General features: G+C 76.5%; 2 protein-coding genes. Both read left to right on the top strand.

Annotated features, from left to right (window positions below):
• The first annotated feature begins 40 nt into the window (after window positions 1-40).
• Window positions 41-14,686, top strand: coding sequence for a type I polyketide synthase (locus tag J3R08_RS20610; RefSeq protein WP_209962517.1), 14,646 nt, complete (start codon window positions 41-43; stop codon window positions 14,684-14,686).
• A gap of 40 nt (window positions 14,687-14,726) precedes the next feature.
• A complete protein-coding gene (locus J3R08_RS20605) occupies window positions 14,727-25,913 on the top strand; it encodes a type I polyketide synthase (RefSeq protein WP_209962514.1) in 11,187 nt (3,728 codons plus the stop codon).
• The last annotated feature ends 41 nt before the right edge of the window (window positions 25,914-25,954 follow it).

The following is a 25,954-nucleotide window of genomic DNA, read 5'->3' as shown; positions in this document are numbered from 1 at the left end:
GGCATGTCGCACACCTCGAACCCCGATACGGAGTGGCCCGATGCCCACTGAGGCAGAGTTCCTCGACTACCTCCGGCGTGCCACTGCCGACCTGCGCGACGCGCGCCGGCGGGTACGCGAGGTGGAGGCCAAGGACCGCGAGCCGATGGCCGTCATCGGCATGGCGTGCCGGTTCCCGGGCGGGGTGTCCAGCCCGGCCGAGCTGTGGGACCTCGTCGACCGGGGCGGCGACGGGGTGGGCGACTTCCCGACCGACCGGGGCTGGGACCTGGAGCGGCTCTTCAACGTCGACCCGGACAACCCGGGCACGTCGACCAGCAACCAGGGCGGCTTCCTCTACGACGCGCCACAGTTCGACCCGGGCTTCTTCGGCATCAGCCCCCGCGAGGCCCTGGCGATGGACCCGCACCAGCGGCTGCTGCTGGAGACCTCCTGGGAGGCGTTCGAGCACGCCGGCATCGACCCGCAGGCGCTGCGTGGCAGCCGGACCGGCGTCTTCGCCGGGGTCATGTACCACGACTACGCGTCGCGGGTGCTGGACCTGCCCGACGGCGTCGAGGGCTACATCGGCACCGGCAACTCCGGCAGCGTGGTGTCCGGCCGGGTGGCGTACACCTTCGGGCTGGAGGGCCCGGCCGTCACTGTGGACACGGCATGCTCGTCGTCGCTGGTCGCCGTGCACCTCGCGACGCAGGCGCTGCGCCAGCGGGACTGCGACTTCGCGCTCGCCGGCGGTGTGACGGTCATGTCCACCCCGGGCACGTTCGCCGACTTCTCCCGCCAGCGGGGCCTGGCCTCCGACGGCCGGTGCAAGTCGTTCGCCGCCGCCGCCGACGGCACCGGCTGGTCCGAAGGCGTCGGCGTGCTGCTCCTGCAACGGCTCTCCGACGCCCGCCGCGACGGCCGGCGCATCCTCGCCGTCGTCCGGGGCAGCGCGGTCAACCAGGACGGCGCCAGCAGCGGACTCACCGCCCCCAACGGCCCGTCGCAGGAGCGGGTGATCCGGCAGGCCCTCGCCAACGCCCGGCTCTCGCCGGCCGACGTCGACGTGGTCGAGGCGCACGGTACCGGCACCACCCTCGGCGACCCCATCGAGGCGCAGGCGCTGCTGGCCACGTACGGGCAGGACCGGGGCGACGGCGGGCCGCTCTGGCTGGGCTCGGTCAAGTCGAACCTGGGTCACACCCAGGCCGCCGCGGGGGCCGCCGGCCTGATCAAGATGATCGAGGCGATCCGCCACCGCACCATGCCCGCCACCCTGCACGTCGACGAGCCGTCCCCGCACATCGACTGGTCCGCCGGGCAGGTCTCCCTGCTGACCGAGGCGCGCGCGTGGTCGGCCACCGACCGGCCGCGCCGGGCCGCCGTGTCGTCCTTCGGCATCAGCGGTACGAACGCGCACGTCATCCTGGAGGAGGCGCCCGGCGACGACGCCCCGTCCACCGACGAGGCACCCTCCGCCGTCGACGCGCCGGTCGCGCTCCCGCTCGCCCCGGTGTTCCTCTCCGCCCGTACGCCGGAGGCGCTCGCGGGGCAGGCCGGCCGCTGGGCCGACCACCTCGCCCGCGTCGACGCCCCACGTCCGGTGGACGTCGCGGTCTCCTCGGTCAGCCGCGCGGGGCTCGAACACCGCGCGGTCGTCCTGGCCGGCGACGCGGACGACCTGCTCGCCGGGCTGCGGGCCCTCGCCGCGGGCGAGCCGACCGGCGCCGTCATCACCGGCGCGTCGGCCCCGCGTGGCCGCACCGCCGTCCTCTTCTCCGGCCAGGGCGCGCAGCGCGCCGGTATGGGTCGCGGGTTGTACGGGGCGTTCCCGGTGTTCGCCGCCGCGCTGGACGAGGTGTGCGGTCACCTGGATCCGTTGTTGCCGCGTCCGTTGCGGGAGGTGCTCTTCGCCGGGGCGGGCACGCCCGGGGCGGAGTTGCTGGACCAGACGGTGTTCACCCAGGCGGGCCTGTTCGCGGTCGAGGTGGCCCTGTTCCGGCTGATCGAGTCGTTCGGTGTCGCGCCGGACCTGGTGGCCGGGCACTCCATCGGCGAGATCGCGGCGGCGCACGTGGCGGGCGTGCTCTCCCTGGCCGACGCGTGCGCGCTGGTCGCCGCGCGGGGCAGGCTCATGCAGGCCCTGCCGGCGGGCGGCGGCATGCTCGCCGTGGCCGCCGACGAAGCCGCGGTGGCCGCCTCCCTGGCGGGGCTGACCGGCCGGCTGGACGTGGCCGCCGTGAACGGCCCCGCCGCCGTGGTGGTCGCGGGCGACGTCGAGGCGCTCGACGAGGTGCAGCGGGTGTGGTCCGAGCGGGGTGTGCAGACCCGCCGCCTGCGGGTGAGCCACGCCTTCCACAGCGCCCGGATGGACCCGATGCTGGCCGAGTTCGCGGCCGTCGCCGAGGGACTGACGTTCCGGCCGCCGACGATCCCCGTGGTGTCGAACCTGACCGGCCGCGTCGCCGACGCCGACCAGCTCTGCGACCCGGGCTACTGGGTGCGCCACGTACGCGGCACCGTTCGCTTCGCCGACGCCGTCGACTGCCTGCGCGCCGAGGAGGTCGACACCTACCTGGAGGTGGGACCGAACGGCGTCCTCACCGCCATGACGCAGAACTGCCTCGCCGAGCGCGCGGAGGACGAGCCGGCGCCCCTGCTGGTGCCGGTGTCGCGCCACGACCGGCCTGAGCCGCAGGCCCTCCTGGAGGCCCTCGCGTCGCTGCACGTGCACGGCCGCGCCGTCGGCTGGGCGGGCCTGCTCGACCGGGCCGGCGGCCGGCACGTCGACCTGCCGACGTACGCCTTCGAGCACCAGCGCTACTGGCTGGAGCCGGCGGGCCGCTGGACGGACGTCTCCGGTGCCGGCCTCGGCGCGGCCGGGCACCCGCTGCTCGGCGCGGCGGTCTCCGTGGCCGGCGAGGACATGGTGGTGCTGACCGGCCGTCTCTCGACGTCGACGCACGCGTGGCTCGCCGACCACGTCGTCTCCGGCGCGGTGATCGTGCCGGGCGCTGCCCTGGTGGAGTTGGCGGTGCGGGCGGGTGACGAGGTGGGTGCGTCGCGGGTGCGGGAGTTGACCGTGGCCGCGCCGTTGGTGTTGCCGCGGGTGGGTGCGGTGCGGGTGCAGGTACGCGTCGGCGCGGCCGACGAGGCGGGCGTGCGTGTGGTGGCCGTGCACTCGCAGCCCGAGGGTGATCCCGAGGCGGAGTGGGTTTCGCACGCGGAGGGTGTGCTGGAGCCGGCGTCGGCCGACGAGCCGGGCGTGGGGGAGTGGCCGCCGGTCGACGGTGTCGAGGTGGACGTGGCGGGCTGGTATCCGGCCCTGGCCGAGCGCGGCCTGGCGTACGGGCCGGTGTTCCGGGGGCTGCGCCGGGTGTGGACGGGCGGCGACGAGGTGTTCGCCGAGGTGGTGTTGCCGGACGAGGTGGCCGGTGACGCCGCGGGGTTCGGCGTGCACCCGGCGCTGCTGGACGCCGCGCTGCACCCGATCGGGCTGCTGTCCGGCTCGGAGGGCTCGGGCGGGGCGCGGGTGCCGTTCGCGTTCGAGGGTGTGCAGGTGTGGGCCTCGGGTGCGCGGGTGCTGCGGGTGCGGTTGACCCGCAACGGTTCGGCGGTGCGCCTGGTCGCGTGCGACGAGTCGGGCGCGGCCGTGGTGTCGGTGGACACCCTCGCCCTGCGTGAGCTGACCGGGGTGTCGGCGTCCCCGGACGCGTCGGCCCGGTCGCTGTTCGAGGTCGCCTGGCAGGCCCAGGAGGTCGCCCCGGCCGGGGACGCCTCCGGGTGGGCGCTGCTCGGCTCGCCCGCCGCCGGCCTGCCGGCCGTCGCTGAGCTGCCGGTGTACGCCGACGTCGAGGCGGTCGCCGTGGCGTCGGGTGTGGCGCCGCGTCTGTTGCTGGTGCCGGCGGGTGGCCTGCGCCGGGCCCTGCACGCCGAGACGGAACCTGCTTCGGTCCCCGGTGAGATGCCCGCCGCCGTCGACAATGGCCCCGAGTCGGTGCGGGCGGCGACGTCGCAGGTGCTGGCGACGGTGCGGTCCTGGCTGGCGGCGGACGCGCTGGCGGAGTCGCGGCTGGTGGTGGTGACCCGGGGTGCGGTGTCGGTCGGGGACGGAGACCGGGTCACCGACCTGGCCGCGGCGGCGGTCTGGGGTCTGCTGCGCTCGGCGCAGTCGGAGCATCCGGGCCGCATCGTGCTGGCGGACGTCGACGGTGACGCGGACGCCGGGCTGCTGGCTGTGCTGGGTTCCGTGGCCGACGAGCCGGTGACGTTCGGTGGTCAGGTCGCGGTGCGCTCGGGTGAGGTGTTCGTGCCGCGTCTGGTGCGTGCGGTAGCGCCCTCGTCGGCGGACGGTGCCGTGGTGGGTGACGGTGCGGTGCTGCTGACCGGCGGTACGGGTGCGTTGGGCGCGTTGGTGGCGGAGCATCTGGTGTCGGTGCACGGTGTGCGGTCGCTGGTGCTGGTGTCGCGTCGTGGTCCGGAGGCTGCGGGTGCGGGTGAGTTGTCGGAGCGGTTGTCCGCGTTGGGTGCGTCGGTGCGGGTGGTCGCCTGCGACGTGACGGACCGGGACCAGGTGTTCGGGCTGGTCGGTGAGGTTTCCGCCGAGGGTCGGCTGGCGGGTGTCGTGCACACCGCCGGCGTCCTGGACGACGGTGTCGTGGAGGGGCTGACGGCGGCGCGGCTGGCCGGGGTGTTGGCGCCGAAGGTGTCGGCGGGTTGGTTGTTGCATGAGGCGACGGCGGGTCTGGATCTCGACTTGTTCGTGGTGTTCTCGTCGGTGGCGGGTGTGTTGGGTTCGCCGGGTCAGTCGGCGTACGCGGCGGGTAACGCGTTCCTCGACGGGCTTGCGGTCCACCGGCGGCAGCTCGGGTTGCCTGCGGTCAGCCTCGCCTGGGGCATGTGGGACACCCCCGGCATGGCCGCGTCCCTCGACGAGGCGGACCGGGCGCGATCGACCCGGGGCGGCATCACCGCGATGAGCGCCGAGACCGGGCTGCGGCTGTTCGACGCCGCCCTGACCGCCGGCCGGCCGGCCCTGGTGCCCGCCGTGATCGACCTGGCCGCCCTCCGGGCCGCTGCCGGCGCCGGCCTGGTGCCGCCGATGCTTCGTAACCTGGTCGGTACGACCACGACCCGCCGCCAGGCGGGACAGGGCACCACCTGGGCGACCCGCATCGGCGGCCTGACCGCCGACGAGGCGCGCGCCCAGCTCGACGTGCTGGTACGCGGCCTCGTCGCGCAGGTGCTCGGGCACGGCGGGGCGGAAGCCGTGCCCGCCGACCGGGCGTTCCGCGAGCTGGGCTTCGACTCGCTGACCGCCGTCGACCTGCGTAACCGCGTGAACGCGGCCACCGGCCTGCGGCTGCCCTCGACGCTCGTATTCGACTACCCGACGCCGCAGGCGCTCACCGCCCATGTGCACGCCGAACTGGCCGGCGCCGCAGGTCGCCCCGCCGCGCCGGGCGCGCGGACCACCACCCGCGCCGACGAGCCGCTCGCGATCGTGGGCATGGCCTGCCGCTACCCGGGCGGCGTCGAGACGCCCGACCAGCTGTGGGCGCTGCTGGCCGCCGGCGGGGAGGGGATCGGGGAGTTCCCCACCGACCGCGGGTGGGACCTGGAGAGCCTGTTCGACCCCGACCCCGACCACCCCGGCACGTCGTACACCCGCCACGGCGGTTTCCTGTACGACGCCGGCGCGTTCGACCCCGCCTTCTTCGGCATCTCGCCCCGCGAGGCCCTCGCCATGGACCCCCAGCAGCGGCTGCTGCTGGAGGCGTCGTGGGAGACGTTCGAGTCGGCCGGGCTGGACCCGCAGCGGCTGCGGGGCAGCCGGACCGGTGTCTTCGCCGGCGTCATGTACCACGACTACGCCTCCCAGCTGATGGAGCTTGCCGACGAGGTCGAGGGCTACGTCGGCACCGGCAACTCCGGCAGCGTCCTGTCCGGCCGGGTCGCCTACACGTTCGGCCTCGAAGGCCCGGCGGTCACCGTCGACACCGCGTGCTCGTCGTCGCTGGTGGCGTTGCACCTCGCGGCGCAGGCGCTGCGGTCGGGTGAGTGTGATCTGGCGTTGGCCGGTGGTGTGACGGTGATGGCCACGCCCGGCACGTTCGTCGAGTTCTCCCGGCAGCGGGGTCTGTCGCAGGACGGCCGCTGCAGGTCGTTCGCGGCGTCGGCCGACGGCACGGGCTGGTCCGAGGGCGTCGGCGTGCTGCTCGTGCAACGACTCTCCGACGCGCAGCGGGAGGGCCGGCGGATCCACGCCGTCCTGCGCGGCACGGCCGTCAACCAGGACGGCGCGTCGAACGGGCTGACCGCCCCGAACGGCCCGTCGCAGCAGCGCGTGATCCACCAAGCCCTCGCGAACGCCCGCCTGACCCCGGCCGACGTGGACGCCGTCGAGGCGCACGGCACCGGCACGACGCTGGGTGATCCGATCGAGGCGCAGGCTCTGCTGGCCACGTACGGGCAGGAGCGTCCCGTCGACCGGCCGCTGCTGTTGGGGTCGGTGAAGTCGAACATCGGGCACACGCAGGCCGCCGCCGGTGTCGCTGGTGTGATCAAGATGGTCATGGCGATGCGGCACGGCCTCGTCCCGCCGACCCTGCACGTGGACGAGCCCTCCCCGCACGTCGACTGGACCGCCGGGGCGGTCGCACTCGCCACCGAGCCCACCCCCTGGCCGGCCGTGGACCGGCCGCGTCGGGCGGCGGTGTCGTCGTTCGGGATCTCCGGCACCAACGCGCACGTCATCATCGAGCAGCCGCCCGCCGAGACGGTCGGCGCGCGGCCCACCGACCGGCCGCGCGCCGACGTCGTACCCCTCGTGCTCTCCGCCGTGGACGCCCCGGCGCTGCGCGACCAGGCGGCCCGGCTGAAGGCGCACCTCGCGGCACACCCGGAGCTGGCGCCGGCCGACGTCGCGCACGCCCTGGTCACCACCCGGGCCACGTTCGACCACCGCGCCGTCGTCCTCGGCCGCGACACCGTCGACCTGACGCGGGCCCTGGAGTCGTTCCACCTCGGCGAGGCCACCGCCGCCGTCACCGGCGTCGCGGCGCGCGCCGCCGACCCGGTCCTCGTCTTCCCCGGCCACGGCGACCCGTGGCCCGCCGCGACCGTCGAGCTGCTGGACCGGGCACCGGAGTTCGCCACCGCGATCGCCGCCTGCGAGGCGGCCCTCGCCCCCCACGTGGACTGGTCGCTCGCCGCCGTGCTGCGCGGCGCGGACGGCGCTCCCACCCCGGCCGACCCCGGGGTGGCGCCGGCCGTCCGGTGGGCCGTGGCCGTCTCGCTGGGACGCTGGTGGCGCTCCCTCGGCGTACGACCCGCCGCCGTGCTCGGGCACGCTCACGGCGCGCTCGCGGCCGCCTGCGTGGCCGGCGCGCTGTCGCTGGAGGACGCGGCGAGGACGATCGCCCTCGCCAGCCCGGCGGAGGACGGCCCGGACGCGCTGGCCGGGATCACCCTCCGGGCGGCCGACGTGCCGCTGTACTCGGCGACGACCGGCGGCCCGGTCGACACCGACGGCCTCGACGCCGCCCGGTGGTATCGGGACCTGACCACCGACGCCGACGCCGAACCGGCCGTACGCGCCCTGCTCGACCAGGGCCACCGGGTCCTCCTCGAGGCTGCCCCGGCGACCGTGCTCGCCGCCGGCATCCGCGAGAGCGCGCGGGCCGACGACGCCGTCGTGGTGGCCGCCGACGACACCGTGGCCGGCGGCTGGCAGCGCATGCTGACGGTCCTCGCCGGACTGCACGTGCACGGCGTGCCCGTCGACTGGACGGCGATCCTGGGCGCCCCCACCGGCCCGCCGCCCCCGCTGCCCACGTACGCCTTCCAGCGCCGGCGCTACTGGCCGCAGCCGACGGCGGTGACCGCCCCCGCCCCCGCCGGCACCGACGAGGCGGACCGGCGCTTCTGGGAGGCCGTGGAACGCGCCGACGCGTCTGCGCTGGCCGCCGCCATGCGCATCGACGAGGCCACGGTCAGCTCCCTCGACCCCGCGCTGCCGCTGCTCTCCTCCTGGCGCCGGCGCCGCCGCGACGAGTCCACCGTGGACTCGTGGCGCTACCGGGTGACCTGGAAGCCGCTGGTCGTCGCGCCGGAGGCCACCCTCGCCGGTACGTGGCTGCTGGTCGTGCCGGCCGCCGAAGCCGAGCACCCCCTGGTCGACGGCGTCGCCCGGACGCTGGGCGAGGGCGGGGCCGAGGTCGTCCGGATCGACGTGCCGGAGACGGGCCGGCCGGTGCTGGCCGAGCGGCTGGCGCGTACCGGCGGGCCCGTCGCCGGGGTGCTCTCCCTGCTCGGCCTGGACGACGCGCCGCACCCGGCCCACCCGGTCGTCCCGGCGGGTCTCGCCGCCACGTACGCCCTGGTCCAGGCCCTCGGCGACACCGGCGTCACCGCCCCGCTGTGGTGCGCCACCGCCGGCGCGGTCTCGACCGGCCGCGCCGACCAGCTCGACCGCCCCCGCCAGGCGATGCTCTGGGGGCTCGGCCGGGTGGTCGCCCTGGAGCACCCGGACCGCTGGGGCGGACTGCTGGACCTGCCCGCCGAGCTGGACCCCCGGGACCGGGCCCGGCTCGTGGCGGTGCTGGCCGGCGTCGACGCGGAGGACCAGCTGGCGCTGCGCCCCTCCGGGGTGTTCGCCCGGCGACTGGTCCGCGCCCGCGCCGAGCGCACCGCGACGCAGGACTGGCGTCCCGCCAGCGGCGCCGTCCTGGTCACCGGCGGCCTCGGGTCCATCGGGGCCCAGGTGGCGCGCTGGCTGGCCCGCGAGGGCGTGGGTGAGCTGGTGCTGACCGGCCGCCAGGGCCCCGCCACGCCCGGCGCCGACGAGCTGGCCGACGAACTGCGCGCCGCCGGCGCCACAGTCACCGTGGCCGCCTGCGACGTCGCCGACCCGGCCGCCGTACGGGCCCTCGTCGAGCGGCTCGCCGGGCAGGGCACCCACATCGGGGCCGTGTTCCACACCGCCGGTGTCGCCCACGCCGCGCCCGTCGCGGCCACCGACGTCGCCGACCTCGCCGACGCCCTGCGGGCCAAGGTGGCCGGCGCGGTCAACCTCGACGAGGCGTGCGGCGACGAACTGTCGGCGTTCGTGCTCTTCTCCTCCGGCGCGGGCGTCTGGGGCGGCGGGCACCAGGGCGGCTACGCCGCCGCCAACGCCTTCCTCGACGCGCTCGCCGAGGATCGGCGACGGCGCGGACGGGCCGCCACCGCCGTCGCCTGGGGTGCCTGGGACGGCGGCGGCATGGTCGACGCCGAGGGCGCCGCCGACCAGATGTTCCGCTCGGGCGTCCGGGCCATGCGCCCCGACCTCGCGGTCTCCGTCCTGGCCGAGGCGCTCCACCACGGCGACACCACGCTCACCGTGGCGGACATCGCCTGGGACCGGTTCCTGCAGACCTACACGCTGGCCCGCCCCCGGCCGCTGATCGCCGACATCCCCGAGGTGGCCCGGCTGCTCGCGGCCGGGCAGCGCGACGGCGGCACGCCCGACGCGGCGTCCCCGCTCCGCGGCCGGCTGGCCGGCCTCGCTGCACCGGAACGCCGTCGGGTCCTGCTCGACCTCGTACGCGTCCACGCGGCGGCGGTGCTGCGCCTGTCCTCGCCGCAGGCGCTGGCGGCGGACCGGTCGTTCCGGGAGATCGGTTTCGACTCGCTCAGCGCCGTCGAGATGCGCAACCGCCTCGCCGAGGCGGTGGGACTGAACCTGCCGGCGACCCTGGTGTTCGACCGCCCGACGCCCGACGCCCTCGCCGAGCACCTGGCGGGCAGGCTCGCGGGCGACGACACCCCGGCGACCGAGCCCGTGCGGGCCGCCACCGCGCTGGACGAGCCGATCGCCATCGTGTCGATGAGCTGCCGCTACCCCGGCGGCGTCGCCGGCCCCGAGGACCTGTGGCGACTCGTCGCCGAGGGACGCGACGGCATAGTGGAGTTCCCGACCGACCGGGGCTGGGACCTGGCAGCCATCTACGACCCCGATCCCGACCGGCCCGGCACCTCGTACGTGCGCGAGGGCGGCTTCCTCACCGACGCCGCCGGCTTCGACGCCGCCCTGTTCGGCATCTCCCCGCGCGAGGCGATGGTGATGGACCCGCAGCAACGGGTGCTGCTGGAGAGCGCCTGGGAGCTGTTCGAGCGGGCCGGCACCGCGCCCGCCGACATGCGGGAGACCAACACCGGCGTCTTCGTCGGCACCAACGGCCAGGACTACGCGACGCTGCTGATGGCCGCCCGGGTCGAGACCGAGGGCTACCAGGCCACCGGCAACGTCGCCGCCGTCATCAGCGGTCGGCTGGCGTACCACTTCGGGTTGCAGGGGCCCGCCGTCAGCGTCGACACCGCCTGCTCGTCGTCGCTGGTGGCGCTGCACCTGGCCTGCCAGTCCCTGCGGCAGGGCGAGTGCGACGTCGCGGTTGCCGGCGGCGTGACGGTGATGGCCACCCCCGGCCCGTTCCTGGAGTTCGCCCGGCAACGGGGGCTCGCCCTCGACGGCCGGTGCAAGTCGTTCGCCGGGGCCGCCGACGGCACCGGCTGGGGCGAGGGCGTCGGCTTGGTGATGTTGCAGCGGCTCTCCGACGCCCAGCGCGACGGCCGGCGGATCCTCGCCGTCGTGCGCGGCTCGGCGATGAACCAGGACGGCGCCAGCAACGGCCTGACCGCCCCCAACGGGCCCGCGCAGGAGCGGGTGATCAACCAGGCGCTGGCCAACGCGCGGCTGAGCGCCGCCGACGTGGACGCCGTCGACGGGCACGGCACCGGCACCCGGCTCGGCGACCCGATCGAGGCGCAGGCCCTGCTGGCCACGTACGGGCGGCAGCGCCCCACCGACCGGCCGCTCTGGCTCGGCTCCGTGAAGTCGAACATCGGCCACACCCAGGCCGCCGCCGGCGTCTCCGGCGTGATCAAGATGGTGCTGGCCCTCCAGCACGACCTGCTGCCGCCCACCCTGCACGTGGACGAGCCGTCGCCGCACGTGGACTGGTCGTCCGGTGCCGTCGCGCTGCTGACCGAGGCGCAGCCGTGGCCGGACGTGGACCGGCCGCGCCGCGCCGGCGTGTCGTCGTTCGGGGTCAGCGGCACCAACGTGCACGTGATCCTCGAACAGGCGCCCGCCACGCCCTCGGCCGACACCGCCGCCCCCCGTCCGGCCGGCGCCGACGCGCCCACGACCAGCTCCAGCCGCGGCACGCCCGGCGCCGCCGACGGGACGCTGCTGCTGCCGTGGGTCGTATCGGCAGACACCGCCGACAGCCTGCGGGCGCAGGCGGCCCGGCTGGCCGACTGGCTGCCGGGCAGCGGAACACCCGCGGCCGACGCGGCCCGGGCACTGGCCACCGGACGGTCCCCGCTGCGGCACCGCGCGGTGCTGCTCGCCGCCGACGCCGACGCCGCCCTCGCCGGCCTGCGGGCCCTGGCCGCCGGGCAGGACCACCCCGGGCTCACCCGGGGCGCCGCCGAGCCCGGCGGCGCGCTGGCGGCGCTCTTCTCCGGCCAGGGCGCGCAGCACGCCGGGATGGGCCGACGCCTGTGGGAGACGTTCCCCGTCTTCGCGGCGACCCTCGACGAGGCGTGCCAGCACCTGGACGCGTACCTGCCGCGGCCGCTGCGCGGGGTGCTGTTCGCCGAGCCCGGCACCGCCGAGGCCGACCTGCTCGACCAGACCGTCTTCACCCAGGCCGGGCTCTTCGCCGTCGAGGTGGCGCTGTTCCGGCTGCTCGAACACTGGGGGGTCCGGCCCGACTTCGTGGCCGGGCACTCCGTCGGGGAGATCAGCGCGGCCCACGTCGCCGGAGTGCTCGACCTGGCCGACGCCTGCGCGCTCGTCGGCAACCGGGGGCGCCTGATGCAGGCCCTGCCACCCGGCGGCGGGATGCTCGCCGTCGCCGCGCCCGAGGTCGACGTGCTGCGGGCCCTGTCCGGCACGCCGGGACAGCCCGCCGTCGCCGCCGTCAACGGGCCGGCCGCCGTCGTCGTCGCCGGCGCCGAGGACGTGCTGACCGAACTGGCCGCCCACTTCGCAGACCTCGGCGTACGCACCAAGCGGCTGCGGGTCAGCCACGCCTTCCACAGCCCGCTGATGGAGCCCATGCTCGCCGAGTTCGCGGCCGTCGCGGCGACCCTGTCGTACGCCCCGCCGACGGTGCCGCTGGTGTCGAACCTGACCGGCACGGTCGTCGACCCCGAGCAGCTCTGCACACCCGACTACTGGGTCCGCCACGTCCGCGAGGCGGTCCGCTTCGCCGACACCGTCACCCACCTGCACTCCCACGGGGTGACCCGGTTCCTGGAGATCGGGCCGGACACCGTGCTGACCGCCCTGACCGCCGACGCGCTGCCGGTGGACGCGCCGGTCGTCGTGACCGGCGTGCAGCGGCCCGGCCAGGACGAGGTGGCCACCCTGCTCGGCGCGGTGGCCCGGCTGCACTGCCACGGCGTGCCCGTACGCTTCCCGGCACTGCTGCCCGGCGCCGCCGCCCCGGTGGACCTGCCCACGTACGCGTTCGCCCACCAGCGGTTCTGGCCGACCCTCGACGCGGCGGCGACCCACACCCCCGCCGCCGCGCACGACGACGTCGACTCGGCGTTCTGGCGGGCCGTGGCGTCCGGCGACGGCGACGCGCTCGCCGGCCGGCTCGGCCTCGACGCGGACCGGCCGCTGCGGGAACTGCTGCCGGAGCTGGACCGGTGGCGGCGCCAGCAGCAGGAGGACACCCTCGCCGGCGGCTGGCGCTACCGGATCACCTGGCGCCCGCGGGCTCTCGTCGCGGGTGCCGTCGACGGCACGTGGACCCTGGTGCACAGCGGTACGGACCAGCCGGTCGTCGACCGGCTCGCCGAACTGCTCACCGCGCGGGGCGGCATCGTGCGGCAGCTCGCCGTCGACCCGGCGACGACCGACCGGAGCACGCTCGCCGGGCAGCTCGCCGCCGCGGCGTCCACCCGGATCGTGTCGCTGCTCGCCCTCGACGAGCGGGCGCACCCCGACCGCTCGGCCGTGCCGCTGGGCCTGACCGCGAACCTGGCCCTGGTGCAGGCGGTCACGGACGCCCTGCCACCGGTGCCGCTGTGGCTGCTCACCCGGCGGGCCGTGGCCACCGGCGCCGGCGATCCCGTCGCCCACCCCGCCCAGGCCACCACGTGGGGCCTCGGCCTGGTGACCGCGCTGGAACACCCCCGGCACTGGGGGGGCCTGCTGGACCTGCCCGCCACCCTGGACACCGCCGCCGCCGAGGGAGTCCTGGCGGCCCTCACCGCCGCCGGCGACGAGGACCAGCTCGCGGTGCGTGACTCCGGGACGTACCTGCGGCGGCTGGAGCGCGCGCCCCGCGCCGAGGCGCCGGCCGGCTGGCAGGCGCCGGGCACCGTCCTGGTCACCGGCGGCACCGGCGCCGTCGGCCGGTACGCCGCCGGCTGGTTCGCCCGGCACGGCGCGCGGCGGCTGCTGCTGGTCAGCCGGCGCGGCGCGGCGGCCCCCGGCGCGGACGAGGCGGTGGCGGAACTGGCCGCTCTCGGCGCCGAGGCGCGGGTGCTGGCCTGCGACCTGGCCGACCGGGACGCGGTCGCCGACCTGGTCCGTGGCCTGCGCGCCGACGGTGAGACCGTGCACGCCGTGGTGCACGCCGCCGGGGTGGGCCGGCTCAACCCGGTCGCCGCCGTGACCGAGGCGGAACTCGCCGACGTCGTCTCCGGCAAGATCGCCGGCGCGCGGCACCTCGACGAGTTCCTCGACCCGGAGCCGCTCGACCTGGTCGTGCACTTCTCCTCCATCGCGGCCGTCTGGGGCGTCGGCGACCACGGGGCGTACGCCGCCGGCAACGCCTTCCTGGACGCCTGGGCGCAGTCCCGGCCGGCCGGGCGGGCCCGGCACCTCTCGGTGAACTGGGGACCGTGGGCCGGCGGCGGCATGGTGACCGACGCGCACGCGGCGGCCATGAGCCGGCGCGGGGTGTCCCTGCTCGACCGGGAACCGGCGATGGCCGCCCTGCGAGCCGGCCTCGACGGCGACGACACCGCCCTCACCGTCGCCGACATCGACTGGGAACGCTTCGCGCCGGTGTTCGCCTCCGCCCGGCCCCGGCCGCTGATCAGCGAGATCGCCGAGGTGGCCGCCCAGGCCGCGGCGGCGCGCGCCGACGCCGAGGACGGCGACCAGGTCGCCGGCGAACTGCGCAAGCGGCTCGGCGAGTTGTCGCAGGCCGAACAGGCACGGCTGCTGGTCGATCTCATCCGCACCGCCGCGGGCGAGGTCATCGGCCACGACAGCCCGTACGCCGTGGAGGCCGGGCGGCCCTTCCGGGACCTCGGCTTCGACTCGCTCACCGCCGTGGAGCTGCGGGGCCGGCTGGCCCGCTCGACCGGGCTCAGCCTGCCCAGCTCGGTGGTGTTCGACCACCCGACCCCGCAGGCGCTGGCCGAGCACCTGCGGGCCGAACTGCTCGACGAAGCGTCGGTGGAGGCGCTGCCCACCCTCGCGGAGCTGGACCAGTTGGAGGGCGCCCTCGCGCTGCGCGACCCGGACGACATCGGCCGGGTGCGGATCACGATGCGCCTGCACAGCCTGCTCGAACGGCTCGGCGCCGCCGAGGAACGCCGGGAGGACACCGCCGAGGTGGCCGGCCGGCTGCGGGCGGCCAGCAACCAGGAGCTGTTCGACCTCATCGACCAGGACCTCGGGCTCTCCTGAGCCGCCCGGGATCTGTGGTGTCACGAGAAAGCGAGATGTCATGGCGGACGAAGATCGGCTGCGCGAATACCTGACGCGCGTCGTCGCCGAGCTGCAGCAGACCCGCCAACGGCTGCGCGAGGTCACCGCCGAGGAGTCCGAGCCGGTGGCGATCGTGGCGATGAGCTGCCGCTACCCGGGCGGCATCAGCTCGCCGGAGGAGCTCTGGGAGTTCGTCTCGTCCGGCGGGGACGCCATCGGCGACTTTCCCACCGACCGCGGCTGGGACCTGGACCGGCTCTACCACGCCGACCCGGACAACGCCGGCACCTCGTACACCACCGCCGGCGGGTTCCTGCGCGACGCGGGGCAGTTCGACGCCGCGCTCTTCGGCATCTCGCCGCGCGAGGCGGTCGCCATGGACCCGCAGCAGCGGCTGCTGCTGGAGGTCACCTGGGAGCTGTTCGAACGCGCCGGCATCGCCCCGCTGTCGCTGCGTGGCAGCCGCTCCGGCGTCTTCGTGGGCACCTCCGGGCAGGACTACGCCGCCGTGCTGCACCGGGCGCCCGGCGTCGAGGGGTACGTGCTGACCGGCACCGCCGCCAGTGTCGTGTCCGGTCGGCTGGCGTACACGTTCGGCCTCGAAGGCCCGTCGGTCACCGTGGACACCGCCTGCTCGTCGGCGTCGGTCGCCATCCATCTCGCCTGCCAGGCGCTGCGCCAGCGCGAGTGCGGCCTCGCCCTGGCCGGCGGCGCGACCGTGCTGGCCACCCCCGGCCCGTTCGTCGAGTTCTCCCGGCAGCGCGGCCTCGCCGCCGACGGCCGGTGCAAGTCGTTCGCCGCCTCCGCCGACGGCACCGGCTGGTCCGAGGGCGTCGGCATGCTGCTGCTGGAACGGCTCAGCGACGCCCGCCGCAACGGCCACCCCGTGCTCGGCGTCATCCGCAGCTCGGCGGTCAACTCCGACGGCGCGTCGAACGGCCTCACCGCCCCCAACGGCCCGTCCCAGCAGCGGGTCATCCGGCAGGCCCTGGCCGGCGCGAAGCTCACCCCCGACCTGGTCGACGTGGTGGAGGCGCACGGCACCGGCACCACCCTCGGCGATCCGATCGAGGCTCAGGCGCTGCTCGCCACGTACGGCCGGGAGCGGGGCGACGCCGCGCCGCTGCTGCTCGGCTCGATCAAGTCCAACATCGGGCACACCCAGGCCGCCGCCGGCATCGCCGGTGTGATCAAGATGGTGCTGGCGATGCGGCACGGCGTCGTGCCGGCCACCCTGCACGTCGACGAGCCCACCCCGCACGTGGACTGGGCCGCCGGCGCGGTCACCCTCGTCACCGAGGCCACGCCGTGGCCGGCCGTGGACCGGCCGCGCCGGGCCGCCGTCTCGTCGTTCGGGATGAGCGGCACCAACACCCACCTCATCCTCGAACAGCCCGAACCGGCCGGCGTCGAGGCGGACCACCCGGTGCCGCCCGCGCCCGCGCCGGTGCTGCTCACCGGCCGCACCCGCACCGCGCTGCGCCGCCAGGCCGAGCGCTGGTCGGCCTACGTCGCCGACGACGCGCACCTGCGTCCGGCCGACGTCGCCTGGACCTCGGCGGTCTCCCGCTCGCCCCTGGAGCACCGGGCGGTCGTGCTCGCCGACGACCGCGACGGTCTGCTCGCCGCGCTGCACGCCCTCGCCGACGACCGGCCCGCCCCCGGGCTGGTCACCGGCGCCGCCGCCGAACGCGGCGGGGTCGCGTTCCTGTTCTCCGGCCAGGGCGCCCAGCGCGCCGGCGCCGGCCGGGAGCTGTACGAGGCGTACCCGGTCTTCGCGGAGGCGCTCGACGAGGTCTGCGGCCACCTCGACCACCGGCTGCCCCGGCCGCTGAAGCCGCTGCTGTTCGCCGAGCCCGGCACCGCCGAGGCCGACCTGCTCGACCAGACCGTCTTCACCCAGGCCGCGCTGTTCGCCGTCGAGGTGGCGCTGCACCGGCTGCTCGGCTCCTGGGGCCTGGCCCCCGACATGGTCGCCGGGCATTCCGTCGGCGAGCTGACCGCCGCCCACGTGGCCGGCGTGCTCAGCCTCGACGACGCGTGCGCCCTCGTCGCCGCCCGGGGGCGGCTCATGCAGGACCTGCCCACCGGCGGCGCGATGCTCGCCGTGGCCGCCGACGAGGCCCGGGTCGCCGAGTCGATCGCCGCGCTGACCGGCCGGGTCGCCGTCGCCGCCGTCAACGGCCCCGACGCCGTCGTCGTCTCCGGCGACGCGGCGGCCATCGACGAGCTGGCGGAACTCTGGACCAGCCGGGGGGTGAAGGTGCGGCGGCTGCGGGTCAGCCACGCCTTCCACAGCCCGCTGATGGAGCCGATGCTCGCCGAGTTCGCTGCCGTCGCCGCCCGCCTCGACCTGAGCGCCCCCACCCTGCCGGTGGTGTCCAACGTGACCGGCGAGCTGGCCGACCCGGCGCAGCTCACCGACCCCGGCTACTGGGTGCGCCACGTCCGGGAGGCCGTCCGCTTCGCCGACGGCGTACGCGCCCTGCGCGCCCACGGCGTCGGCACCTTCGTGGAGGTCGGGCCGGACGCCGTGCTCACCGCCAGCGTCCAGGAGACCCTCGCCGGGATCGAGACCGACGCCGCCTCCGCCGTGGTGGTGCCGGTGCTGCGCCGGGACCGCCCGGACCGCCGTGCCCTGCTCGCCGCCCTCTCCCAGCTGCACGTCGCCGGCACGCCGCCGCACTGGGCGGACGTCCTCGCCGGCCGGCCCGGCCGGCTCGTCGACCTGCCCACCTACCCGTTCGAGCGGCAGCACTACTGGGTGCCGGCCGAGGCGCCCACCGACGACACCACGACGGGCGGGGCCGGCGCGCTCGACCGCCGGTTCTGGGCGGCCGTCGAACGCGCCGACCTCGACGCGCTGCGCGACACCCTCGCCGTCACCGACACCGCCGCCGCCGAGTCGCTGCGTACCCTGCTGCCCGTCCTCGCCGACTGGCGGCGGCAGCGGCAGGAACACTCGGTCCTCGACGGCTGGCGGTACCGGGAGGAATGGCAGGTGGCCCCCGAGCCCGCCCCCGCCCGGCTGGCCGGCACCTGGCTGCTGGCGCTGCCCGCCGACGACGCCGACGACCCGGCGGCGCGGGCCGTCCGGGCCGCGCTGACCGGCGCCGGCGCCGACGTGCTGCCGCTGACGGTGGAGCCGGACGCCGACCGGGCCGGCCTCGCGGCGGCCCTCGCCGGCACCGAGCCCGCCGGCGTCGTGTCCCTGCTCGCCGGGGAACCACGCACCGCCGACGGCACCGTCCTGCCCGGCCTGACCGCCACCCTCGCCCTCGTGCAGGCGCTCGGCGACGCCGGCGTGGCAGCGCCGCTGTGGCTGGTCACCCGGGGAGCGGTCGCCGCCGCCTCGTACGACCGGCTCGCCGACCCGGCGCAGGCCGCGATCTGGGGCCTCGGCCGGGTCGTCGGCGTCGAGGCGCCGCACCGCTGGGGCGGCCTGGTCGACCTGCCGTCCGACCCCGACGACCGGGCCGCCTTCCGGCTCGCCGCGATCCTCACCGGCTCGACCGGCGAGGACCAGCTCGCCGTACGCGGCCCCGGCGTCTTCGCCCGCCGCCTCGTCCGCGCCGCCCTCGGCGACCGTCCGCCGGCGCGCCGGTTCACGCCCACCGGCACCGCCCTGGTCACCGGCGGCACCGGCGGGCTCGGGGCGCGCGCCGCCCGCTGGCTCGCCGCCGCCGGAGCCGAGCACGTCGTGCTGGTCAGCCGGCGCGGAACCGACGCCCCCGGCGCCGCCGAGCTGGAGGCCGAGCTGGCCGGCCTCGGGGCCCGGGTCACCGTCGCCGCCTGCGACATCGCCGACCGGGCCGCCCTCGCCGACCTGCTCGACCGGGTCGAGGCCGACGGCCCGCCGGTGCGCACCGTCGTGCACACCGCCGGCGTCGCGCAGGCCACCCCGCTGGCCGAGGTCACCCCCGCCGAGCTGGCCGGGGTGACAGTCGGCAAGACCGCCGGGGCCACCCACCTCGCCGACTTGCTCGCCGACCGGGAGCTGGACGCCTTCGTCGTCTACTCGTCCATCGCCGCCACCTGGGGCAGTGGCGGGCAGGCCGGGTACGCGGCCGGCAACGCCTACCTGGACGCGCTGGTGCGGCGGCGGCGCGCCGACGGCCGGGCCGGCACCGCCATCGCCTGGGGCCCATGGTCCGACGGCGGCATGCACGCCGCCGACGTCGAGCGGAACCTGCGCCGCCGGGGCCTGCCCGCCATGGACCCGGCCCTCGCCATGGCCGCGTTGCAGCAGGCCCTCGACCACGACGACGTCACAGTGACGGTGGCCGACGTGGACTGGACCCGGTTCGCCCCCGCGTACGCCTCCGCGCGCCGCCGGCCGCTGCTGGAGGGCGTACCGGAGGCGCGGGCCGCCCTCGACGGCGGCGCCGCGGCCGACGACGGCGACGACGGCCCGGCGGCGACGCTGCGCCGGCGCCTCGCCGCGCTGACCCCGGCCCGCCGCGAGGAGACCGTCGCCGACCTGGTCCGCGAACTCGCCGCCGACGTGCTCGGCCACGACGGCGGGGCTGCCGCCGTGGGCGCGACCACCGCGTTCCGCGACCTCGGCTTCGACTCGCTGACCGCCGTGGAGCTGCGCAACCGGCTCGTCGCCGCCACCGGGCAGGCGCTGCCCACCACCCTGGTCTTCGACCACCCCACCCCGGTGGTGCTGTCCCGCTTCCTGCTCGCCGGCCTCTTCGGCGCCGACGCCGGGGCGGCTCCCGTCGCTGTCCCGGCCGCCGTGGGCGACGACGAGCCGGTGGCCATCGTCGCCATGGCCTGCCGCTACCCCGGCGGCGTCGACGGCCCCGAACGGCTGTGGCGCCTCGTCGCCGACGGCGTCGACGCGATCGGCGACTTCCCGACCGACCGGGGCTGGGACCTCGACCGGCTCTACGACCCCGACCCGGCCAACCCCGGCACCACGTACGCCGACAAGGGCGGCTTCCTGCACGGGGCCGGCGAGTTCGATCCCGGTTTCTTCGGGATCTCGCCGCGCGAGGCGGCGGCGATGGATCCGCAGCAGCGGTTGTTGCTGGAGGTTTCGTGGGAGGCGGTCGAGCGGGCAGGGGTTGAGCCTGGGGTTCTGCGGGGTTCGCGAACAGGGGTGTTCGTGGGCACGAATGGTCAGGACTATGGGGCCCTGCTGATGGCTGCGGGGGAGCAGGCCGAAGGGTTCGGGGCCACGGGCAACGCCGCCAGTGTGGTGTCGGGCCGGGTGGCGTACGCGTTGGGGTTGGAGGGGCCGGCGGTGTCGGTGGACACGGCGTGTTCGTCGTCGCTTGTGGCGTTGCACCTGGCGGTGCAGGCGCTGCGGCGTGGCGAGTGCGACCTCGCCCTCGCCGGCGGCGTCACGGTCATGGCCACCCCCGGCACCTTCTTCGAGTTCTCCCGGCAGCGGGGCCTGGCGGCCGACGGCCGGTGCAAGGCGTTCGCGGCGGCTGCGGACGGCACGGGCTGGGGCGAGGGTGTGGGCGTGCTGCTGGTGGAGCGGCTGTCGGACGCGCGGCGCAACGGGCACCGGGTCCTGGCGGTGGTGCGTGGGTCGGCGGTCAACCAGGACGGCGCCTCGAACGGGCTGACCGCCCCGAACGGCCCGTCGCAGCAGCGGGTGATCCGGCAGGCCCTCGCGGGCGCCCGGCTGGGCAGCGCGGATGTCGACGTGGTCGAGGCGCACGGCACGGGCACCACGCTCGGTGACCCGATCGAGGCCCAGGCCCTGCTCGCCACCTACGGCCAGCACCGCGAGGGCGGCGAGCCGCTGCTGCTCGGCTCGATCAAGTCCAACATCGGCCACACGCAGGCCGCCTCGGGCGTCGCCGGTGTGATCAAGATGGTGCTGGCGATGCGGGAGGGCGTGGTACCGGCGACGTTGCACGTGGACGAGCCGTCGCCGCACATCGACTGGACCTCCGGCGCGGTGGAACTGGCCACGCAGTCGCGGCCGTGGCCGGTGGTGGACCGGCCGCGCCGGGCGGCGGTGTCGTCGTTCGGCATGTCCGGCACCAACGCCCACGTGATCATCGAGCAGGCCGACGAGCCGCAGGCCGTGGCTGCCGCTCCGGCCGAGCAGGGCCCCGGGCTCGTGGCCTCCGACGTCATGGTGTGGCCGCTGTCGGGACGGTCGAAGGGCGCCCTGACCGGCCAGGCGGCTCGCCTGGCGGAGTACGTGCGCGAGCACGGCGAGGTGGACGCGGCGGCTGTGGGCTGGTCTCTCGCCGCCACCCGGTCGACGTTCGACCAGCGGGCGGTCGTGGTCGGGTCGAGCGCGGAGGAGTTGCTGGCGGGGCTGGACGCTCTGGCGTCTGGGTCGCCGGCCGGCAACGTGGTCGAGGCGGCGGCTCTGTCGCATGGCGCGGGTGCGGTGTTCGTGTTCCCGGGTCAGGGTGCGCAGTCGGCGCGGATGGCGGCGGGTCTGGTGGGTCGTGCGCCGGTGTTCGACGCGCGTCTGGCGGAGTGTCAGCGGGCCCTGGCCCCGTACCTGGACGTCGATCTGGTGTCGGTGTTGACGGGTGACGACGAGTCGTGGCTGGAGCGGGTCGAGGTCGTGCAGCCGGTGCTGTGGGCCGTGGGTATGGCCCTGGCGGCGGTGTGGCAGCACGCCGGGGTCACCCCGGCGGCGGTGGTCGGTCACTCGCAGGGTGAGATCGGCGCGGCGTGTGTGGCCGGGATTCTCTCCCTGGAGGACGCGGCGAAGGCGGTGGCGTTGCGGTCGCGGGCGCTGACGGTGCTGCGGGGCACCGGGACGATGGCGTCGGTGGACCTGTCGGCGGAGGCGGTGGCCGAGCGGCTGTCGGCGTTCCCGGGTGTCGGGGTGGCGGCGGTGAACGGTCCGTCGACGGTGGTGGTGTCGGGTCCGCCGCAGCCGGTCGCGGATCTGGTGGCGGCGTGTCAGGCCGACGGGGTGCGGGCGCGGTTGATCCCGGTGGACTACGCGTCGCACTCGGCGGCGGTGCAGGAGGTGGCCGAGCGGTTGCGCGCCGATCTGGCCGACGTGAGCCCGCAGCCGGGGCACACTCGGCTCGTCTCGACGTTGACGGGGGACTGGGTCGATCCGTCCTCGATGGACGCCGGCTACTGGTACGACAACCTGCGGCAGACCGTGCAGTTCGACGCCGCCGTGCGCGTCGCTGTCGCCGCCGGGCACACCACGTTCATCGAGATCAGCCCCCACCCGGTGTTGACGATGCCGGTGACGGCGATCCTGGACGGTGCGGGCGTCACCGGGCACACCCTGGGCAGCCTGCGCCGCGGTGACGACGACCCGACGCGGCTGCTGACCAACCTGGCTACCGCCCACACGATCGGCCTGCCCGTCGACCTGACGGCCGTCCTCGCCGAGACCGACGTGGTGGCACTGCCCACCTACGCCTTCGAACGGGGACGCTACTGGCTGGACGCGCCCGCGCACCGCGTACGCGACGTCGGCTCGGCCGGCCTCCAGGACACCGGGCACCCGCTGCTCAGCGCGGCCGTACCCGTCGCCGACGACCGGGCGGTGGTGCTGACCGGGCGGCTGTCGGTGCGTACCCACCCGTGGCTGGCCGACCACGCCGTCGGCGGGGCGGTGATCGTCCCCGGCACCGGCGTCGTCGACATGGTGGTCCGGGCCGGCGACGAGGTCGACGCCGGCCAGGTGGGCGACCTGACGCTGATCAACCCGCTGGTGCTCCCCGCGACCGGCGCGGTGCAGGTGCAGGTACGAGTGGGCCCGCCCGCCGACACCGGCGAGCGGAGCGTCACCGTGCACTCCCGCCCCGAAGAGGACGCCGGCGCCGAGTGGACCCGGCACGCCGAGGGACTCCTGCTGCCGCAGCTGCCCGCCCCGACCGCCGTACCGGGGCAGTGGCCGCCGGCCGACGCCGTCGAGGTCGACGCCGACCTGGACGCCTGGTACGCGCAGACGGCCGAGGGCGGCCTCGGCTACGGCCCCTCCTTCCGGGGGCTGCGCCGGGTGTGGCGCGGCGACGGCGAGGTCTACGCCGAGGTGGCCCTGCCCGAGGAGGCGAGCGCCGACGCGTCCCGCTTCGGGCTGCACCCGGCCCTGTTCGACGCGGCCCTCCAGGCCAGCGGGGTCACCGCCCTGCTCGGCGACGCGGCGGACACCGCCGGGGCGGGCTGGATGCCGTTCGCCTTCCGGTCGGTCGCCCTGCACGCTTACGGCGCCACCCGGCTGCGGGCGCGGCTGCGCCCGCTCGGCCCGGACACCGTCGCGGTCACGCTCGCCGACACCGCCGGCCAGCCGGTCGCCACCGTCGAGTCGCTGACGTTCCGCCCGGTCGCCGCGGGCCGGGCCGACGAGGCCGCCGCCCTGCGCCGCACGTCGGTGTTCCACCTGGACTGGACGCCGCTGACGGACACCGGGGCGGCGGCCGGGGAGGCCCGCTGGGCGCTGCTCGGCGACGACACCCTCGGCCTCGCCGGGGCGCTCGCCGCCGCCGGGCACCCGGTGCGGTCGCACGCCGACCTGGCGGCACTGGTCGCCGAGATCGGGGAGTCCGGGGACGTACCCGATGTGGTGCTGGACCTGTGCTCCGGCGCGGAGCCGGACCCGCAGCGGGCCGGTGAGGCCGCGCACGACGCGGCCCGCGACGCCCTCGCGCTGGTGCGGCAGTGGTTGGGCGAACCCCGGCTGGAGCGGTCCCGGCTCGTGCTGCACACCCGGGGCGCGGTCGGCGCGGCCCCGGGCGAGGCCCCCTGCGACCTGGCCCGGGCGACCCTGTGGGGGCTGGTCCGCTCGGCGCAGTCCGAGCACCCCGGCCGGTTCACGCTGCTCGACACCGACGACGCCGCCGCCTCCCTGGCGGCCGTCCCGGCGGCCGTCGCCTCCGGCGAGCCGCAGCTCGCGCTGCGCGACGGCGCGCCGCTCGTGCCCCGGCTGGCCCGGGCCCGCGACGCCGGTGTGTTGCCGCTGCCCGCCGACGAGGTGCCGTGGCGCCTCGACGTCACCGAGAAGGGCACGCTGGAGAACCTCGCCCTGCTGCCCGGTCCCGAGGCGGGCGGGGAACTGCCGGCGGGCCACGTCCTGGTCGGGATGCGCGCCTCCGGGCTGAACTTCCGCGACGTGGTGCTGGCCCTCGGCATGGTCCCCGACCAGGAGGTGCTGGGCAACGAGGGCGCCGGCGTGGTGCTCGGCGTGGGGCCGGGCGTCGCCGACCTCGCCCCCGGCGACCGGGTGATGGGCATCTTCTCCGGCTCGTTCGCCTCGGCGGCGGTCACCGACCGCCGGCTGGTCACCCGCATCCCCGACGGCTGGTCCTACACCGACGCCGCCGCCGTGCCCGTGGTCTTCCTGACCGCCTGGTACGGGCTGGTGGAGCTGGCCCGGCTGCGCGCGGGCGAGTCCGTGCTCGTGCACGCGGCGGCCGGCGGCGTGGGCATGGCCGCCGTGCAGATCGCCCGCCACCTCGGCGCGGAGGTCTACGGCACGGCCGGCCCCGGCAAGTGGCCGGCGCTGCGCGACACCGGCTTCGACGACGCGCACCTCGCCTCCTCCCGCAGCCTCGACTTCGCCGACGAGTTCGCCCACCGCACCGGCGGGCGGGGCGTCGACGTGGTGCTCAACGCCCTGCGCGGCGAGTACGTCGACGCGTCGCTGCGGCTGCTCGCCGACGGCGGCCGGTTCGTCGAGATGGGCAAGACCGACAAGCGGGACCCGCGGCGGGTCGCCGCCGACCATCCGGGCGTCAGCTACCAGGTCTTCGATCTCATCGAGGCCGGCCCGGAGAAGATCGGCGCGATGCTGGGCGAGCTGATGGCGCTTTTCGCCGCCGGTGCGCTGCGGCCCCTGCCCCGGCGCACCTGGGACGTCCGGCGCGCCCCCGAGGCGTTCCGCTTCCTCAGCCAGGCCCGGCACGTCGGCAAGCTGGCCCTGAGCATTCCGCAGGCGCCCCGGCTCGACGGCACGGTCCTGGTCTCCGGGGCGACCGGCACCCTCGGCGCGCTGCTCTGCCGGCACCTGGTCACCGCGCACGGCGCCCGGCAGCTGCTGCTGGTCAGCCGGCGCGGCCCGGACGCCGAGGGCGCCGACGAACTGCTCGCCGACCTGAAGGCGCTCGGCGCGGACGTGTCGATCGTCGCCGCCGACCTGGCCGACCCGGACGCCGTGGCGGACGTGCTGTCCATGGTGGACCGGCGGCATCCGCTGCGCGCCGTCGTGCACGCCGCCGGCGTCCTCGACGACGCCACCGTCGAGTCGCTCACCCCCGACCGCCTCGCCGCGGTGCTGCGGCCCAAGGTCGACGTGGCGTGGAATCTGCACCGGGCCACCCTCGGCCACGACCTGAGCGCGTTCGTGCTCTTCTCCGCCGCCGCCGGCGTGTTCGGCGGTCCGGGCCAGGGCAACTACGCCGCCGGCAACGCGTTCCTCGACGCCCTGGCGGAGCACCGGCGGGCCCTCGGTCTGCCGGCGGTCGCGCTGGCGTGGGGCCGCTGGGCACAGGCCAGCGGCATGACGGGCCACCTCGACTCGGCCGACATCCGTCGCCTCGACCGGGGCGGCATGGCGGCGCTCTCCGACGCCGAGGGGCTCGCCCTGTTCGACGCCCTCTGGCGCTCGGAGCGGGCGACAATCATGCCCGCCAAGATCGCCACCGGCGTGGCCGCGCCCGGGTCGCCCGTACACCCGCTGCTGACCAACCTGGTCCGCGCCGCCGGCCGCCGGGCCGCGGCCGGCGAGGCCGCCGACGGGCAGGCGTACGCCGAGACGCTGCGCGCCCTGCCCGACGACAAGCGGGTACGTGCCCTGCGCGACCTGGTGCTGGCGCACGTGGCGGTCGTTCTCGGCCACGGCGACCCGGCCGGCATCGAGCCGACCCGCGCGTTCCGGGAACTCGGCTTCGACTCGCTGACCGCCGTGGAGCTGCGCAACCGGCTCGGCGCGGCCACCGGGCTGCGGCTGCCGGCGACGCTGGTCTTCGACAACCCGACGCCCGAGGCGCTCGCCGTCCACCTGGCCGGGCAGTTCGCCCCGGTGAGCCCGGCCGGCGAGCCGTCGGCGGCGGGCCGGGAACTCGACCGGCTGGAGGCGGCGCTCGTCGGGCTGGACCCGGCCGACGACGAGTTCCGCCGGATCACCGACCGGCTGCACGGCCTGCTGGGCCGGCTGACCGAGCGGCAGGCGGACGCGGACGGCGACGACGACCTGGAGTCGGCCACCGCCGAGAACATCTTCGACCTGATCGACCGCGAGCTGGAGACGTCGTGACCACCAGCCGCAACGACATCGGCATGCCGAGTGAGGTAGGT

The organism is Micromonospora sp. HB375 (assembly GCF_017872985.1).
Taxonomy (GTDB): Bacteria; Actinomycetota; Actinomycetes; order Mycobacteriales; family Micromonosporaceae; genus Micromonospora; species Micromonospora chalcea.
The sequence above is the reverse complement of the archived record's forward strand: the minus strand, read 5'-3'. Positions and strand labels throughout refer to the sequence as shown.